The organism is Streptomyces zinciresistens K42, from assembly GCF_000225525.1.
Lineage (GTDB): Bacteria > Actinomycetota > Actinomycetes > Streptomycetales > Streptomycetaceae > Streptomyces > Streptomyces zinciresistens.
In genome coordinates this window covers 1-16,197 of the sequence record NZ_AGBF01000026.1, presented here as the reverse complement: position 1 = coordinate 16,197, position 16,197 = coordinate 1, and the positions used below count along the sequence as shown (strand labels likewise).

Genomic DNA, 16,197 nt, shown 5'->3' with positions numbered 1-16,197 from the left:
CCGATGACCGTCGCCGTTGAGGAATCCCCGGCCCCTGCGCCTGCCGTACTGGGACTGGCCGAGGCTCTGGAGAGTTCGGAGCAACTGCGCCAGCGTCGTTTCGAGATGCTCCCGATGCGCGGTTCGGTCTACACCGACGTGCAGGGCCGCGGGCCAGGCCCGAGCACCAGCCCTGAAGGCCTCGCCGATCTGATCACCTCGATCTCGACCGTCGGCGTGCTCCATCCCGTCCTGGTGGAGGAACTGCCCGGTCCGGACAACCACATCCAGCGGCGCCTGGTGATCGGCGAACGCCGCTACCGGGCCTGCCGCTGGGGCGCGGTCAACCAGCCCGATAACCCGCGGTTCGACAAGCTGCCCGCCGTCATCTGCCCCGGACCGCTGAGTGACGAGGACCGCCGGACCTGGCAGCTGGTGGAGAACCTGGCTCGCGAGGACCTCCAGCCCGGCGAGCTCGCCAAGGCTCTGCTCCTGGAGCGCAGCGCGATCCTGCGTGCCCAGCTCGACAACGCCGGCATCGAGGTGAGCGAGGACGTCCAGCGGCTGGAAGACCCCGTCGCCCGCTTCGAGGCCCTGGAGAAGTTGCGCGGCAGCGACGCCAACCTCGCCGCGCCGTGGAACCTGGTGCTGCGCCGGCTGGGCCTGCAGATTACCCCGCGCCGAGCTCGCGAGGTCGTTGCCGCGTTCCGGACCCTGCCGCGCGAACTGTCCGCGGACATGGACCAGCACCAGGTCGCGCTCGCCGCACGGACGAATCTCGCCCGCCTCAGCCGCGGACGTCGCGAGGCCGCCGCCGAACTGTGGCAGGCCGTCAAGCGTCTCGGCCGCACGGACCTGCTGTCGGCCGCTACCCGGGCACAGGCCACCAACCCGGACATGCCGGCCGACACCGCCGCCAGTGCCGCGGTCACCGCATACGAGCGAGCCAACGCCGAACGAGCCGCAGCACTTGCCCGGCCGCCGGCGCCGGCCGGCGGGCACGACGACGAGGACGATGCCGCAGCTCCGGACGAGACCACAGCGGCCCCCCTGGCTGACAGCGCGGATGCTGAACAGCCGCGACAGGGCGGCGAAACGACGGCCTTCGACGACATCTCCGAGGAACCGGTAACCGCAGGGTCGGGGGGCGAGCAACATCCGCGCGCTGACGAGCCGCTCGAGCCTGCCGAGCCCGTCGATCCGCCCGTCGTGACCGCCGCCCTTGAGGCGCTGCGCGCGCTCAACACCCAACTCGCAGAAGGCCGCGCCCTCCACCGATTCGACGCGGGCTCACTCCGCATGCTCCTGACCGACCTCCAGCGCCACACCAGCGCTGGCGCCGAAAGGACCGCTGCCGCATGACTGTCCCCCTGCCCATGCCCGGAGTCGGCAAGCCCGTTCCGGCACCCGCCTCCGGCTGCGACTGCAACAACTGCCCCTTCTTCATGGACAACCCCAGGGCCGTCGAACCCGTGTGCTCCGGCTGCACCTCCAGCTGCGAGTACTGCGGCTGCGCCCGCGCCGAGGACCCGCTCCCCGGCAGCGAGCCGGGACTGGCCTGCACTCGCTGCCCGATCCGCTGCGGCACCCGGCCCGACCGCGAGGCCTGGATGAAGGACATCGGCGGCACGATGCATTTCACCGGCCTGCGGGCGCCCGGCACCCTCCCCGACCTGCCCCTGTTCACTCCCCAGGTCGACGGACACGACGTGCCGACCCTCGACGCCCAGCTCCGCTGGCCCGCGTACGCCCTCGGGCTGCGCCGCGTCATCAGCCCCAAGACGCACAAGCTGTTCCCCCGCTGGGAGGGCCAGACCGCGCATCAGTTCCTGAACCTGCGGCCCGAGCAGAAGGCCATCCTCAGCGGCTACGCGGAAGACCCTCTCGTCGAGGCGTACTGGACGCGCCGCAAGGCCGACGGCTTCGCCGAGATGCTCGCCGCCCAAAAGTGGGACCTCGTACTCACCCCGAACGCGTCGATGTACTTCAACCAGCCCCGCGCCGAGAACCTGATCAACATGCGGCGCAACCTGATGCTCGCCGCCGAACTCTCCGCCGCCGGCGTCACTGCAGTCCCCAACATCTACTGGCTCCGCCTCGAAGACCTCGACCGCTACCTCGACTGGCTCGACGAGACCCCCGCTCTGCCGCCCGCCCTGGCCATGAACCTGCAGACGTTCCGCACGCAGGCCGACTGGGAGGAGATGGCGGTCCCAGGTCTTACCTACCTGGCCGCCACCCTCCCGCCGGACCTGCCCATGGTCCTGACCGGAGCCAGCCGCGCCGACCGGATCGCCACCCTCAAGGCCCTCTTCCCCGGCCGGCTCTACCTCATCAGCCAGAACCCGCTGCAGTACGCCCGCCACGGCGCCGTCATGACCGAGGAAGGACGCGTCGACACCCACGCGCGCACCGAGGACCTGTTCACCGCCAACGTCCGCTTCTACGCCGGCCTCGCCGACGGCACGATCACCCCACGGAACGAGGCCTGATTATGGGCTCGGGCAGCCGGATCGACCACCAGCACCACCTCGTCGCCACCACCGCGGCGGGGCTGACCATCGAGGCCCCGGCCGAGCGGGTCGACCTCATGCCCGAGGGCCAGCGTGAACTCATCGACCAAGCTCTGGCGATCCAGGCCCGGTGGGAGGCGAACAACGGACGGGCCTCGCTCGAGGAAGCGATGGAGTACTGGGGCCTGCGCGACCGGCTCCGGTTGGAGCACGACCTGTGGAACGGACACGGCCTCATTGAGGACGCCGAGCGCGAAGACGTCCAGGACCAAGACAGCCCCGGTTTCCCGCCCCGGGCCACCGAGCCACCGGCCGACATCCCCGTCCAGCGCGCTGCCGCTCAGCAGGTCCTGGACGAGGTCGCCGCCGAGCACAGCGCTGCCGCGGCGCTCCAGGTGCAGGCCCGTGACCGGTGGCCCGACGAGCGGGAAGTCAGCTTCGTTGAGGACTTCGAGGCCTTCCGCCAGGTCCACGACGCCGCGTGGGACCGGGAGCTCCGCGGCGAAGAAGCAGTGCCCTACCTGCTCGAAGACGCCACCGGCGGCCTCGGCGCCCGCGAAGGCGGGCGCGGCTTCGGCGTAGAGATCGAGTTCGTCACCGACGGCGACTACGACGACCAGGCGGAGGCACTGCGCGCCATCGGCAGGGACCTGCACGAAGCCGGTCTGGCGCGGGACAGCCGGCAACACGGTTATCACTCACAGGCGGCGGCCGGCTACACCGACGCCCCCAACGCCTGGCGGCTGGAGGACGACTGCACCGTGGCCGGCGAGATCGTCTCGCCGATCCTGTACGACGAGCCGCAGACCTGGCAGAACCTCGCCACCGTCTGCGAGATCGTCCGCCGGCACGGTGGCGGCGCCAGCGAACGTACCGGCGGCCACGTGCACGTCGGCCTGCACGACTACGACCACGACGTCGCCAACCACACCCGCCTCATGCAGATGTACGACCACTACGAGGACGTCCTGTTCCGGCTCGCCGCCAATCGCATCGCCCCCGACTCCGCACACCGCGGGACCGAATGGTGCGAGCCCAACTTCGTGCCCACAGGCGGATACCGCTCACTGAGCGAGGTGCAGCGCAACGGCCACGGCCTCGCGGTCAACCTCTCAGCAGCACACGGCCGGCGCAGCGACCACGGCGAGTTCCGGCTGTGGGACGGCTCGGTGGACCCCGCCGTCATCCAGACGCAGATCAACCTCTCCCTGGGCATGGTGAACGCGGCCGTGCGCGGCAGTGCTGCGCAAACCCGGCGCGGGGAGCGGATGCCGCTCGGCCGCCACCGGCAGGACTGGGGGCCCGATCACCGCCTCAGCGTCGGGGAGCTGGAGACCAACAGCCTCCACTTCCGCCAGTTCGCCGACGAGATCTTCCACCGGCGCGCACAGATGCAGCAGGCGGCTTCGCTCTACGCGGTCACCCGCTGGCAACAACCCGAGTACCAGGGCTGGTAGCGCCCGCCGTCACGTCCGCACATCACGCCGCCGACCTGCACCGCCTCGGTCGGCCAGATCACTGAAAGGGGGCCGTACCCATGGGATCCGGCAGCAGAATCGATCATCAGCACCACCTCGTCGCCACCACCGCGGCAGGCACCACCATCAGCGCTCCCAGCCAGGGAGTCAGCCTGTCCCCCGAGGACGAACACCAGCAGTTGGTCAGCCGCGTGCTGCAGCTCGGCACGGCCGTAGCCGAGCGCCGCGAGAACCCGGAGGAGCTCGCCGAGTTCTACGAGCTCCGCCAGCGTCTACAGGATGAGTTCGGGCATGCCGAGGACTCGCTCGACGAGCAGATCGTGCAGGCCGCCGGCACAGGCGTGTCCGTACCCCAGCAGCGGGACCTCCCGCCGGAATGGGGCAGTGCGGAGGAGCGGGCTGTCCAGCGGGCCGCGGCGCAGCAGGTCCTGGACGAGGTCGCCGCCGAGCACCAGGCCGCCACCTCGCTCCAGGAGCAGGCCCGCGAACAGTGGCCGCCCGACGAGGTCAGCTACACGGAGGACTTCGACGCCTTCCAGCGCGACTACGACGCCGCCCGCGACCGCGCCGAACGCGGTGAGCAGGTCGTCCCCTACATGACGGAGAACGCCACTGGCGGTCTCGGCGCCCGCGAGGGCGGCCGCGGCTTCGGAGTGGAGATCGAGTTCGACATCGAGCCCGGCGTCGACAGGCAGCAGGCGATCCAGAACATCGCCCGTGAACTACGCGACGCCGGCCTGTCCCGCACGGCCCGGCAGTACGGCTACCACTCGCAGCAGAGCGCGGGATACACCGACGAGCCGAACGCATGGCGGCTTGAGTCGGACTGCACCGTGGCCGGCGAGCTGGTCTCGCCGATCCTGTACGACGAGCCGCAGACCTGGCAGAACCTCGCCACGGCCTGCGAGATCATCGAGCGTAACGGCGGCCGCGCGTCGTTCGGAACCGGCGGTCACGTGCACGTGGGCATGCACGACTTCGACCACGACGTCGCCAACCACACGCGCCTCATGCAGATGTACAAGGCCCATGAGGATGTGCTGTACCGGCTCGCGCAGAACCCCGCCTCCGAGGGGAACCAGCACCGGGGCACGCGCTGGTGCAGCCCTAACCCCGTGCCGTCCGAGGGATATTCGGCGATCTCGGAGATCAGTTCGTTCCATGGGCAGGCGGTGAATCTCAGCGGGGCTCGGCGCGGCGGGCAGAGCGCCCACGGCGAGTTCCGGCTGTGGGACGGCTCCCTCAACCCGTCCGTGATCCAGACGCAGGTGAAGCTCTCCCTGGGCATGGCCGCCGCGGCCGTGCGGCAGGACACCGCCGTCTCTGGTCCGCGTATGGAGTTGGGTAGCCACCGTGAGCAGCGACGTCAGGCCGGACTCGGGCAGCGGCGGCGGCTGTCCGGTGACGATTGGCGTACGACTACCGCTAACTTCCGGCAACTGGTCGACTCGCTGTTCCAGCGCCCTGAGGATAAGGCTCAGGCCACCGCTCTATTCCACGAAACCCGCTGGCAGCGCCGCTAACCCCTTGGAGATGTCATGACGTTCATCCGCACCCGCAATGCCTCCTCGGCTGCCACGCCTCTCGACCCTCCGACCAAGGACGACGGCAGCAACTACGTCTTCGAGATGATCTACGACGGCGGGAGCTGGCGCGGTTACGCCGATACCCCGACCGAGCTCATGGAAGGCCTGATCCCGGAGTACCCCGAGCTGGTGAGCCCGAAGGAGAAGGCGGCTGCCCGAATCCGGCTCGCCTTGCGTCTTCAGGTCCAGCTGCAGGCTGTGCTCGCGGCATCGGAGGAGTTCGGGCAGTGCTCCCCCGAGCAGCAGCAGGCAATCCTCGCCCCGCGGGACACGCCGCCGGTTGTCAGCCGCTGGGACGCTCCCGTCCCGCTGGTGCTGGTGACCACGTTCTACAAGCCGGCCGGCCGTCTGCCGCGGCCTGAGGGACCCGAGGGCGCGCTGATCTGGATCGAGCCGGACGACGAGTGGAGCCTGCTGGTCTCGCTGCACCAGGCCGGCGTGATCCACGTGGCCGCCGAGCAGGGCGCGCTGCCGCCCAATGTCCGAGGGGAATGATCGTGGGGTCGGGAAGCCGAATAGACCACCAGCACCACAGCGTCGCGCCCACACGAGGCACGGACACGCTCGTCGCCGAGGCCGCGCCGCTCACCATTGAGGAGCGGCCGGAGCGCACAGCGGTCCGCATCGTCGACACCACCTCGGCCGATGCTCCGATCCTGCAGACCTACGTGGTCAGCGGCGACGACCACCTGCTGTTCCTGCCGCGCAACCCTGACATCATCCGGGGCCAAGTGACCGACGACCAGGACGCCCTGGTTCAGGTGGGGGCCAGCGTCTCCGACGAGGACGGACGCCACTTCATCGAGGGCGACGTCCGGGTCAGCCGCGGCCCGGACGGCCAACTCCAGGTCAGCCCGGAAAACTTGAGGTGCACCGGCGGCGACATGCACGCCGGCGACGAGGACGGCACCTGCGTTCACCAGGGCGCCATAGCCAACCTGGTTCAGGATCAGCTCGGCTCGAGCGGCCGCTCCGCGGTCGACCGGGCCGCGGCCCAGGAAGTCCTCGACGAAGTTGCGGCCGAGCACGCCGCCTCGATCGCCGCACAGGACCAGGCGCGCGCCGAGCGGGCGGCCCAGCCCGCGGTGCGCTCCTACCTGGAGGACATGGACGCCTTCCAGGAGGCGTACGACCAGGCCCGAGAGCGCCAGCGGGCGGGCGAGCCTCTGGTGCCCTACATGACGGAGAACGCCACGGGCGGCCTCGGCGCCCGTGAGGGCGGCCGCGCGTTCGGTGTCGAGATCGAATTCGACTACCCGGCCTCCATGACGCACTCCGAGCGGCAGGCCGCCAGCCGGCGCATCGCGCGCGAACTCCACGAAGCGGGGATCGCACCGGACGCCAACGTGAACGGTTGGCATGCCTCGGCGCGCGCGGGCTACACCGACGCACCGAACGCGTGGCGGCTGGAGTACGACAGCACTGTCGCCGGTGAGATCGTCTCGCCCATTCTCTATGACGAGCCGCAGACCTGGAACAACCTGGCGCAGGTGTGCGAGATCGTCCGGCGCAACGGGGGCATCGCCAGTCCGCGAACGGGCGGCCACGTCCACGTCGCGGTCCCCGACTACGACCACACGGTCGAGAACCACAACCAGCTGATCAACACGGTGGCCGGGTACGAGGACGTCATCTACCGGCTCGCCCAGAACCCCGCTGCCGACCGTCATCGAGGGCTGGAGTGGTGCACCCCGAACACCCAGCCGTCGCGCCCGTACACCTCAGTGTCAGCCGTCCAGAGCTACAACAACAGCCATCACATCGGACTGAACTTCCAGTCCGTGCACGGACGGCAGAGTGACCACGCCGAGTTCCGCATGTGGGACGGTTCCTTGGACCCGGGGACCATCCAGGCCCAGGTCAACGTGTCGCTGGGCCTGACGAATGCGGCTTTGCGGGAGGCCGGCAGCACTCCGCCGCCGCCTCCGCAGCGGGTCGGGCACCACCGTCGTGCGAGGGCTCAGGCCGGGCAGCGTGGACCTCTGACCGGCGAGGCATGGACCAATGCCACGCGTTCGTTCCGCGACATGGCCGACAGGATTTTCGGCCGGGAGGAGAACCGGGCGCAGGTGGCCGCGCTGTTCGCCGGCACCCGCTGGCACGACGGCCGGTACTGAGGCCGGTCAAGAGCGAAAAGGGGCCGGGGCACCGCAGTTTGCGGTGCCCCGGCCCCTTTCTTCTTCCGGGTCGATGACCTACTTGCCGCTGGGAGACAGCCACAGCGGCGCCGAAACGGACCGCGAGCGCTGGGGCTCACGCAGCGTTCGGTGACTGCACACCTCCTCGTCGGCCACCTGGTCCTCGATGCTGAAGCCCCGGTAGGCGACGATGTGCGCCAGCCGGTCGTCCTTCGCCCGCGCCGTCGCGGTGAAGCGGCGGTCGCCCACCAGCGCCGGACTGCCCGAGGAGTAGTCGATCATCATCAGCGTGCCCTCTGGCACCATCAGAATCTCGGCGATGGTCACGTCCGCCGCGCGAGCGGCCTTGCGGAACCATCCGGGGTTGGACGCCCAGTAGAGGTTCCCCTCGGTGTCGACAGCGACGGAGAGCGGGCTCACCGCCGTGCGTGCCAGCATGACCAGCTGCGGCCAGCGCCGGTCGGTCCACACCAGAGCAGCCCGGCCCACGACGGACTCCAGGACGTCGAGGGTGGGCAGGATGACCCCGCCCGCCTGATCGAGAGCCTGGTACAGGACCTCGGTGTCGGTGCCCCCGGTCGGACGCGGGAGACCGAATTCCGACCGGAGCGGCCAGGTGTCCACGTCTCCGTTGTGCGTGCCGATGAGCTGCCCCACCTGTAGCGGGCTGGAGTTGACCAGCGTCGTCCCGCCCTGGGTCGCCCAGCGGGTGTGACCGAGAGCGACCGGAGCCGCGTCGAGCGCGCTGTTGTAGGCGGGCTTCCACACATCGCGGAACCGGCCCGGTCCCTTGATGATCCGCCAGCCGCCCGCCGTCACGTCGCGACGGTTGGTGACCGGACGCCGGTCGAGCTTCTTCGTCGCGGAGATGGCGAATGCCAGCCCCGCCGAGTCCTTACCCCGCTCCTCGGCCAGCTGGCCCAGGGCAACGCACATGATGGTGGCGCGGGTGGGGTCACAGGTCTGGTTTCGGACAACTCCGAACAGACCGCACATAGTTGTTCCTTTTCTGCCTCGATTCTCCGCGAGGAGACCGAGGTGTACTGCTCAAGCCGTCAGGCCGCGCCGCGCGCGGCCTGACGGGTACTGCATGGTGGGGTGTTCATCCGCCCACCCCAGAGGGCGGTGTGGATTTACCGGGACTCCGCCTTGACGAAGTCACCGTCGGGGATCTCCTCGGCGTCGGTGAACCAGCGGCGGGACGACTCGCCCGCGAGGTACACGTACGCCTCGATCTCGCTGCCGTCGGCAAGAGTCACGGTGCGGACCTTGCGGTCGTACATGTTGTTGCGACCCTCGCCCCGGTAGCCTTCGAGCCGGTCGAGCCGACGGAGCACGTCGGGCCACTGCTCGGGGTCCACGTCCATGACCTCGCCGACGACCTTCCGGCCGTCCCGCTGGATCGCGAAGGGGACACCGGAACCGAAGATCGCGTAGTCGTTCAGGATCGCGGGGCGCTCCTGAATCGTGGTGCCCTCCAGGATGCCGAAGTAGTTGCCCTGCCCGGCACGGAGCGTGCCATAGACGAAAACGGGCCTCTGCTCAGTGGTGAACACGGGTTCGCCACCTTTCTGGTACTGCTCGCCGGTCACCTTCTCCGGCGTTGATGACTCAACTCTACAGCACTATTTCCAATTATGCAACTCCCCTGATCGACCACACCTTCCACTCCTCGTGTTGCGTAATTGGATTTACTGCCGTACCTTGAGTGTGTCGTCGGGCGTGAACACTCGCCGCCCGGCGGCCCTGTGAAGGAGCCGCCCATGCCGCCCATGTGTGGCTCAACCTCCGCTGCCCCCTCCCAGCACAGCGGAGGCACAGGCCCCGGGCGCGGCGCCCACTGCGCCGCGCCCGGACCGAACTCCCATGCAACCGGCCCTTCAATCAATGGAGTTGCCCATGCCGTTCATGATGAGCACCCGCGCTCTGGCCCGGCTCGACCACGCGGCACTCCGCGCGGCTGGCCAAAGGTCAGCAGAAGGCCGGCCGAGCCGGGCCGGCGGCACGACAGCTCCATACGCCGTCTTCGCCACCGCCGGCTATGCGCGCACCATGCTGCGCCACGTGCTCCGCCTGAGGCAGTGGGTCACCGTCATCAGCCAGGCCGACGACCTCCATCCCCTCATCGAAGGGGCAGTGAGCCCGGCCATCCGGCTGCAGATCCCGGCCGGAACCGTGTCCCGCGAATTCCTAGCCGCCTACGACAGCACCCGGCATTTCGCCCTGAGCCCCATCGCCCCGTGCCCGCAGTGCGGAGCGCGCGTTCCGACGGTGTGCATCAACAACCTGGCCGACTACGGCGACTGGCTGCGTGGCGCCCAGGACCTCGCCGAGTCCCCGTTCTACCGCACCTCGCCCGCCCATCACGATGACTGCCCGCTCCCGGGTCAGCCACTGACGACGTAGTCGGGTCCGCAGCACCCCGCGTCGCGGCGCCCGAACGCGTCGCAGCGCCCGAATAGATCGAAGCAGTACCGATGACTCGCTCCCATCCCCCGCACCCGCTGCGGAAGCAGGCCGAACCGACCATCACCGTGGTGTCGGTGCCGGCCCCTGCACGACGCACCGAGAAGGAACAGATCTTCCACGACGGCCTCACCGAACACCTCTTGTTCGCGCTGCCGATCGCGATGCTCGAGATCAGCCGCATGCCACCGCACGCACTGGACCCGCTCCGGGCCACGGCGGCCGCGGCCATCGGCGGCCGCGGCGACGTTCTCCAGTTCCCGAGCAAAAAGCACACCGCCGAGGCGGGCCAGCAGTTGGACCTCGGTCTCGCCTACCTGGCGCTGATGACCGCAGGCGGCATCACCAAGTTCGGTGTGCACGCCTGCGCCGCGCCCCATGACGACTGCCCTGCTGACACATCGAGCTCCAACCAGACGGAAAGCACGACATGAACACCAGCTCGACCACCGACACGCCGCACACGAAGCCCAAGGCGCGCCGGTGGCTCCTCACCCAGAACCGGCAACTGCGGGCCGAAGGGATTTTCAACTGGCCACTTCCCGCTTGGGCCGGCCGCTTTTCCGACGGATCGACATACAACGCCTGCCCGGAGGCCGGGGCCTGCGCGAAGCTCTGCTACGCGAGGGTGGGGACCTACCGGTGGCCGGTCGTCCTGGCCGCGCACGAGCGCAACATGTGGATGACGATGCATGCCCTGGACGAGTGGGAAGCCCAGATGGCCGAGGAACTCCGCCACCGGCGGTATCGGGGCAAATGGATTCGCTTGCACGATTCCGGCGACTTCCATTCCGACGAATACTTGCAGGCGTGGCTGCGCATCATGCGGAACGCCCCCGCGGACACCTGGTTCTACTGCTACACGAAATCCGTTTCGCGTTTCCGCCGGCTCGTTGAGCCGAATCCGCCCGAGAATTTCCTGTGGTGCTACAGCCTGGGCGGGAAGGAGGACTTTCTGCTGGACCTGGAGAGCGACCGCCATGCCGACGTGTTCCCCGGCGTCGAGGAACTGGAGGAGGCGGGCTACACCGACCAGACGGAATCCGACCTCCTGTCTGTCCTGAGCGAGTCCCCGAAGGTCGGCATCCCAGCGAACTACATCCCGGCGCTGCTCAAACGGCAGGGTGACGAGACCTTCAGCAGCTTGCAGCGCGCCCTGGACAAGAAGCTCGCCGAGAAGAAGCAGCGCCGCACGGCCGCAGGCAGCCTCGGCCTCGCTTCCTGACCGCCGGCCACCGGCTCGCCGGCCGAGGCCGGGAAATCACCGCACAGCGAACCTCCAGGCGTGCCGGGGAGCACAGGCTCCCCGGCACGCCCGCGTCGGTTCCGGCGGCGATCCACACCGACACACCCACGACGAATTGCTTAATCGCTTGAATCGCTGTACGTTGCGAGCCGGGTCTCTCCCTGCGCCCTTCCAGCCCCGTCCGGGCATCAGCAAAGGCACAGGAAGGGGCCGCTGGCCACGCACAACAGCATCCCCCCGCCGGCGCATCCGCGGCCCGGCAGGAAACGATCAGGCCACGCAGGCCCTGGAGCAGACGATGATCCCCGCAAACTCGAAGATCAAGCAGACCACGGTCGAAAAGATCGCAAAGCGCTACCACGTGAGCGGCTCGACCGCCGCCTCCTGGACGCTCGAGGAGACCTTCCCGCCGTGCCTCGACAAGGGCTGGGGCAAGACCCAGCTGTACGACGAGGCAGCTGTCGATGAGTGGGTCCTGGAGCACAAGCCGGAGGCCTGGGTGGTGGCTCACCCCAAGCAGAAGGAGAAGGCCACCGCGCTGCCTGCCGGCGGGCCCAAGGACCTTCTCCCTCTGCGCCACATCGGAGTGCTCGAGGGCCGGTTCCTCTCACGCGAGCCCACGCCGGTCGCGACCCTGCGCACGTACATCTCCCGAGGCGTGCTCGCCCGGCCCGACCGTCGCGCCGGCGACGGAGGCCAGCCCGAGGTCACGGAGGACATGTGGTTCCGCGAGACGGCCTACAACTACATCACCCGTCCGCGCCGGGTCCGGCGCAAGACCGGCAAGAGCGACGGTGAGCGGAGGGAACCGAGCGAGTTCCTGCAGCGGTACTTCGAGGAGAACCCGGGCCTGCTCACCCTCGAGAAGATCGCCGAGCTCGACGGCCGGGAACACGATCGCGAGCCGACGGCGCTGTCCACGCTCGACAACTACATCTCTCAGGGCAAGCTGGCGCGGCCGGACCGCAAGCCGGGCGACGGCGAGACGCCCGACGTCGACGAGCGGATGTGGATGCCCGAGAGCGTTCTGCCCTACCTGTGCCGGCCGGACAGCCGGCACGGTGCGCCGAAGCCTGCGCAGGAGGAGGCTGCCGCGGTGGAGGCGAGCGAGTTCCTGCAGCGGTACTTCGAGGAGAACCCGGGCCTGCTCACCCTCGAGAAGATCGCCGAGCTCGACGGCCGGGAACAGGGCCGCCCCAAGGCGACCGCCCTGTCGACCCTGAAGGTCTACATCTCTCAGGGCAAGCTGGCGCGGCCGGACCGGAAGCCGGGCGACGGCAAGACGCCGGCGGTGGATGAGCCGATGTGGACGCCCGAGGCTGCCCTGCCCTTCCTCGCCACCCCGCGACAGGCGAGGAAGGAGGCCCCCGCTGCTCCTGCGGAAGGTGAGCTGCGTGAGCCGAGTGCGGCCCTGAAGCGGTACTTCGAGAAGAATCCGGGCCTGCTGACCCTCGAGAAGATCGCTGAGCTCGACGGCAAGGAACAGGGCCGCAGCAAGCCGACCGCCCTGTCCACGATGCGGGCGTACCGCTCTCGCGGCCTGCTGGCGCCCCCGGACCGTCTGCCGAACGACGGCAAGACGCCTGAGGTCGACGAGCCGATGTGGACGCCCGAGTCCGCCCGCCCGTACCTGCTCCGCCCCCTCGGCCGGCGCGGCGCCGCCGCTACGAAGTCCGACCAGTAGTCCGACGCACTCCCGCCCCGACCCTCAAGGACGTCCATGACCAACCGCCGCATCGACGAAGCGGGGATCAGCGCCCGGTACGGGGTCAAGCCGAAGGACACCGCCGTGTGGACCACGCTGGTCAACTTTCCGGCGAGGGGCGAGGACGGTCTGTGGGACGTCGCGCTGGTCGACGCGTGGGTGCAGGCCATGCGGCCGCAGTACTGGCCGCCCCGGCCGGAAACGCCTGCGGCCGGCGCGGTCACCAGCCCCCAGAAGGGGAAGCAGAAGAAGGCTGCGGTCGCGCCCGTCACCGAGACCCGGTCCGAGATGGCCAAGCGGTTCGGCATGACCTTCAACGCCGTGGACGCCTGGACCAAGGCCACGGAACGACGTGACTCCAGCGGCAAGGTCGTGGCGGCCGCGTTCCCCCCGCCAGCGTCGGAGGGGCGGTGGGACGCGAAGACGGTGGATGCGTGGGTGCGCGTCCACCGGCCCCGCGTGTGGGCGGCCTACGCCGGCGGCGAGCCTCAGTTCGCGAAGCCTCTTCCCGCAGGGGACCCCAGGGACTTGCTCAACATCACCGAGTACGGCGTCATCCGTGGGAACGCGATCAGTGGGAAGCCCGCATCGCGGCGCACCATGCAGTCGTATCTCCTTCGGGGACAGATCGAAGCTCCTGACCGGCGGCCGGGCGACCGCAAGCGCCCGGAGGTATTCGAGCCGATGTGGTATCGGGAGACGATTTACCAGGAGATCCGTAGACGCCTTACACGGGGAAAGTTGCAGACGGGCGAAAAAGGCGCAGAGGATTAGCAGATTCTCTCTCCCCATCGTTTCTCGCCAAATTGCACCGGTGAAGGCGAGTCCGTTGTCTTTCAAATTCACCCGCGCCGACCTGGTGGGCTCTGCAGTGATGCGCCGAGCAGCATCCACCCAAACCCGCAAAGTTGCATAATTGGATATACTGCGGTAGCTTGAGGCGGGTCGGCGGGTGAAGCCTCTCCCCGCCCGGCACGAACGAACCACTGCGGTTGCACCGGTCCATGATCTGCGACGGTGCCCCCCACCGAGGAGGTCTGCGATGCAGACAGAACCTCGTCTGCCCGCCACCGACGAGTCCGAAGCTCAGGAGTTTCTGGAGCTTCTCGAAGGCGCCCCGTTCACGGCGCCGTACACGGGGCAGGTCGTCGACTGGCTCATCAGAGACAGCACGGTGCACGCCCCAGACGCCTCCCCGGCAGCCCGGGCAGTCGACGCACTGTGGCGCTACGCCGACGGACACGACCTGGGTGCGGGCGAGATCGCCGAGCGCGTGCGGGATGTCGCGCACGCCATGTCCCTGGTAGCGGACGAGCACTACGCGGCAGACCCGAGCCCACGCCGCCCCCGCCCCGTACACGGGCGCAGCGTGCGCAAGCTGTGCGTGGCTGCCGGCCGCCGAAGGAGCCTGGCAGGCCCCGGGCGGACCGTCGTGATCGCGCAGGGCACTCACGGACACACCGTCTACCGCCCTGTAGCACCCTCCGTGCCCCCCGACCGGGCCGGTGAGACACTTCGGCACGAGGTGCTGACGGTGCTCGCCGCCCATGTCCACCTCGCCGACCGCCGCACCTTCCAGGGCAGCGGGGTGGTCGTCGAATGCCGGCACGAGAGCGTCGAGGTCACCTGGTGGTACCCGGACCTGGAGGCGGAGCCCGATCACTACCATCCCGCCTGGAGCACTGGCGGGGTGCGCCTTCTGTGCTCGGCCCTTCTTCGAGGCGAAGGCATGAAGGTGACCGTCCAGCCCAACGGCGCACTGCTCGTTACACGGTGAGCAGCCCCTCCCACCCTCCTACGCGGACGCCCCGGCCCGCTCACTGTTCAAGGAATCACTATGCGCACTTCGCACCGCTTTCTTCTCGGTCTTGTCCTCGGCACGACCATCACCGTCATCGTCTGGTCCGGCACCGGAAACGCCGAGGCCGCGATCACCCTGGGTGTGGCAGTCCTGGTCCTCGTGTGGCTCGGGCAGTTCATCCTCGACTAGCTCTTCTGAACGATCTTGATGTCACTTCGCTCCCAGTCCTGGACCACAACCCTGTGAACAGCACCCCTCCCTCCGCCCGCGCCTATGAGCGTCTCGTCCAGCGCCTCGCCGACGACGTCGGCACCGCGACTGCGGTCTCCTGGGCCCACGCGACCGCAGTCACCCACCACTGCGTCCGGCACGGCCTGGTCTCCACAACCGAGCCGCCGACCTCACCCGATGCCGTACGCCGGATCCTTGACGAGCTGGCTGGCGCCCACCCCGGGCTCGCCGGTTTCCTCGACCCGCAGGTCGTGCCGCTCTGGACCTCACCGCTCAATACGGCTTCCTGGACAGCCCTCGCCGAGTTCTGGGGAGCAGGGGCTGCCATCGACGACGGGCCGCACCGGGTCGACGGATACCGGCTCGGGGACGCCTACCAGGCGCTGTCGCACGACGCGCGCAGGTCGAGAGCCCTGTGCCAGACTCCGCCGTGGATCGCCGAACTCCTCCTGGAGCTCTCGCTGGAGCCGGCGACCGACGAGGTGGGCCCCCAGAACGTCCGCATGATCGACCCGGCCTGCGGCACGGGGCACATCCTGCTCAGCGCCTTCCACGCCGCCCGCGTCTACCGCCGCCGCGGCCGCGGGCACGGGGTACCGATCGACGCCCGGGCATCGATCGAGCGCGCTCTGCGGACCGTCCACGGCGTCGACCTGGACCCCTATGCGGTGCTCCTCGCCCGGTACCGGCTGCTCGCCACCAGCGCCTCGATTCTCCGTGGCCGCCTCGACCAGCTGCCGCACTCGTGGCCCGTCCAAGTGGCCTGTGCGAACTCCCTGCTGGACCGCGGCGAGCCGCTGCTCGAGCGCGGCCAGTATCACTGCGTCGTCGGGAACCCGCCCTACATCACGGTGGCCGACGCCCAGCAGCGCGATCTGATCCGCAAGGCGTATCCGCGTGTGGCCGCAGGGAAGTTCCCGCTGGCGCTGCCGTTCTGTGAACTCATGTTCTCCCTCGCGGTCCCCGGCGGGCATGTCGCGCAGCTGACCTCGAACGCGTTCATGAAGCGGGAGTTCGGTCGCAAGTTCGTCACCGAGTATTTGCCCCAGTTCGA

General features: G+C 69.2%; 16 protein-coding genes. 14 read left to right on the top strand and 2 right to left on the bottom strand.

Features of this window, described 5'->3' with window-relative positions:
* The first annotated feature begins 3 nt into the window (after positions 1-3).
* The 6 genes from SZN_RS11325 to SZN_RS11300 all read left to right on the top strand — a co-directional run bounded on the left by SZN_RS11325 (position 4) and on the right by SZN_RS11300 (position 7,673).
* Positions 4-1,341: a ParB/RepB/Spo0J family partition protein gene (locus SZN_RS11325; protein WP_007494395.1), complete on the top strand. Its 1,338-nt coding sequence runs from the start codon at positions 4-6 to the stop codon at positions 1,339-1,341.
* Positions 1,338-2,471, top strand: coding sequence for a DUF4417 domain-containing protein (locus tag SZN_RS11320; protein WP_007494394.1), 1,134 nt, complete (start codon positions 1,338-1,340; stop codon positions 2,469-2,471). The genes SZN_RS11325 and SZN_RS11320 overlap by 4 nt, the downstream gene beginning before the upstream one ends.
* Positions 2,472-2,473: 2 nt before the next feature.
* On the top strand, positions 2,474-3,949 hold the full coding sequence (locus SZN_RS11315) for an amidoligase family protein (RefSeq protein WP_007494393.1): 1,476 nt from the start codon (positions 2,474-2,476) through the stop codon (positions 3,947-3,949).
* Between the two features lie 80 nt (positions 3,950-4,029).
* Positions 4,030-5,493, top strand: coding sequence for an amidoligase family protein (locus SZN_RS11310; RefSeq protein WP_007494392.1), 1,464 nt, complete (start codon positions 4,030-4,032; stop codon positions 5,491-5,493).
* A gap of 15 nt (positions 5,494-5,508) precedes the next feature.
* Positions 5,509-6,051, top strand: a complete 543-nt coding sequence (locus SZN_RS11305) for a hypothetical protein (RefSeq protein ID WP_007494391.1) — start codon at positions 5,509-5,511, stop codon at positions 6,049-6,051.
* A complete protein-coding gene (locus SZN_RS11300; RefSeq protein ID WP_007494390.1) occupies positions 6,048-7,673 on the top strand; it encodes an amidoligase family protein in 1,626 nt (541 codons plus the stop codon). The genes SZN_RS11305 and SZN_RS11300 overlap by 4 nt, the downstream gene beginning before the upstream one ends.
* Before the next feature lie 78 nt (positions 7,674-7,751).
* On the opposite strand, the gene SZN_RS11295 is transcribed toward SZN_RS11300, so the two are convergent.
* Positions 7,752-8,690 carry a class II glutamine amidotransferase gene (locus SZN_RS11295; protein WP_007494389.1) on the bottom strand — a complete coding sequence of 313 codons (939 nt, stop codon included), beginning with the start codon at positions 8,688-8,690 and terminating at the stop codon, positions 7,752-7,754.
* A 137-nt stretch (positions 8,691-8,827) separates the two neighbouring features.
* Positions 8,828-9,250: a gamma-glutamylcyclotransferase family protein gene (locus tag SZN_RS11290; RefSeq protein WP_030590023.1), complete on the bottom strand. Its 423-nt coding sequence runs from the start codon at positions 9,248-9,250 to the stop codon at positions 8,828-8,830.
* A gap of 343 nt (positions 9,251-9,593) precedes the next feature.
* On the opposite strand from SZN_RS11290, the gene SZN_RS11285 reads away from it, so the two are divergent.
* From SZN_RS11285 to SZN_RS11255, 8 genes are all read left to right on the top strand, one after another.
* The gene (locus SZN_RS11285; protein ID WP_007494385.1) at positions 9,594-10,100 is read left to right on the top strand and encodes a hypothetical protein; all 507 of its coding nucleotides are present in this window, start codon (positions 9,594-9,596) and stop codon (positions 10,098-10,100) included.
* A gap of 71 nt (positions 10,101-10,171) precedes the next feature.
* Positions 10,172-10,594, top strand: a complete 423-nt coding sequence (locus SZN_RS11280; RefSeq protein WP_007494383.1) for a hypothetical protein — start codon at positions 10,172-10,174, stop codon at positions 10,592-10,594.
* Complete coding sequence (locus SZN_RS11275; protein WP_007494381.1) at positions 10,591-11,385, top strand: GP88 family protein; 795 nt, start codon at positions 10,591-10,593, stop codon at positions 11,383-11,385. The genes SZN_RS11280 and SZN_RS11275 overlap by 4 nt, the downstream gene beginning before the upstream one ends.
* A gap of 319 nt (positions 11,386-11,704) precedes the next feature.
* A complete protein-coding gene (locus SZN_RS11270) occupies positions 11,705-13,090 on the top strand; it encodes a hypothetical protein (protein WP_007494380.1) in 1,386 nt (461 codons plus the stop codon).
* A gap of 36 nt (positions 13,091-13,126) precedes the next feature.
* Positions 13,127-13,885 carry a hypothetical protein gene (locus SZN_RS11265; protein ID WP_007494379.1) on the top strand — a complete coding sequence of 253 codons (759 nt, stop codon included), beginning with the start codon at positions 13,127-13,129 and terminating at the stop codon, positions 13,883-13,885.
* 268 nt (positions 13,886-14,153) lie between these two features.
* Positions 14,154-14,888, top strand: a complete 735-nt coding sequence (locus SZN_RS11260) for a hypothetical protein (RefSeq protein WP_007494378.1) — start codon at positions 14,154-14,156, stop codon at positions 14,886-14,888.
* Positions 14,889-14,948: 60 nt separating this feature from the next.
* Positions 14,949-15,101, top strand: coding sequence for a hypothetical protein (locus SZN_RS41335; protein WP_007494377.1), 153 nt, complete (start codon positions 14,949-14,951; stop codon positions 15,099-15,101).
* Between the two features lie 53 nt (positions 15,102-15,154).
* On the top strand, positions 15,155-16,197 hold a 1,043-nt coding region (locus SZN_RS11255), incomplete at its 3' end, for an Eco57I restriction-modification methylase domain-containing protein (RefSeq protein ID WP_007494376.1).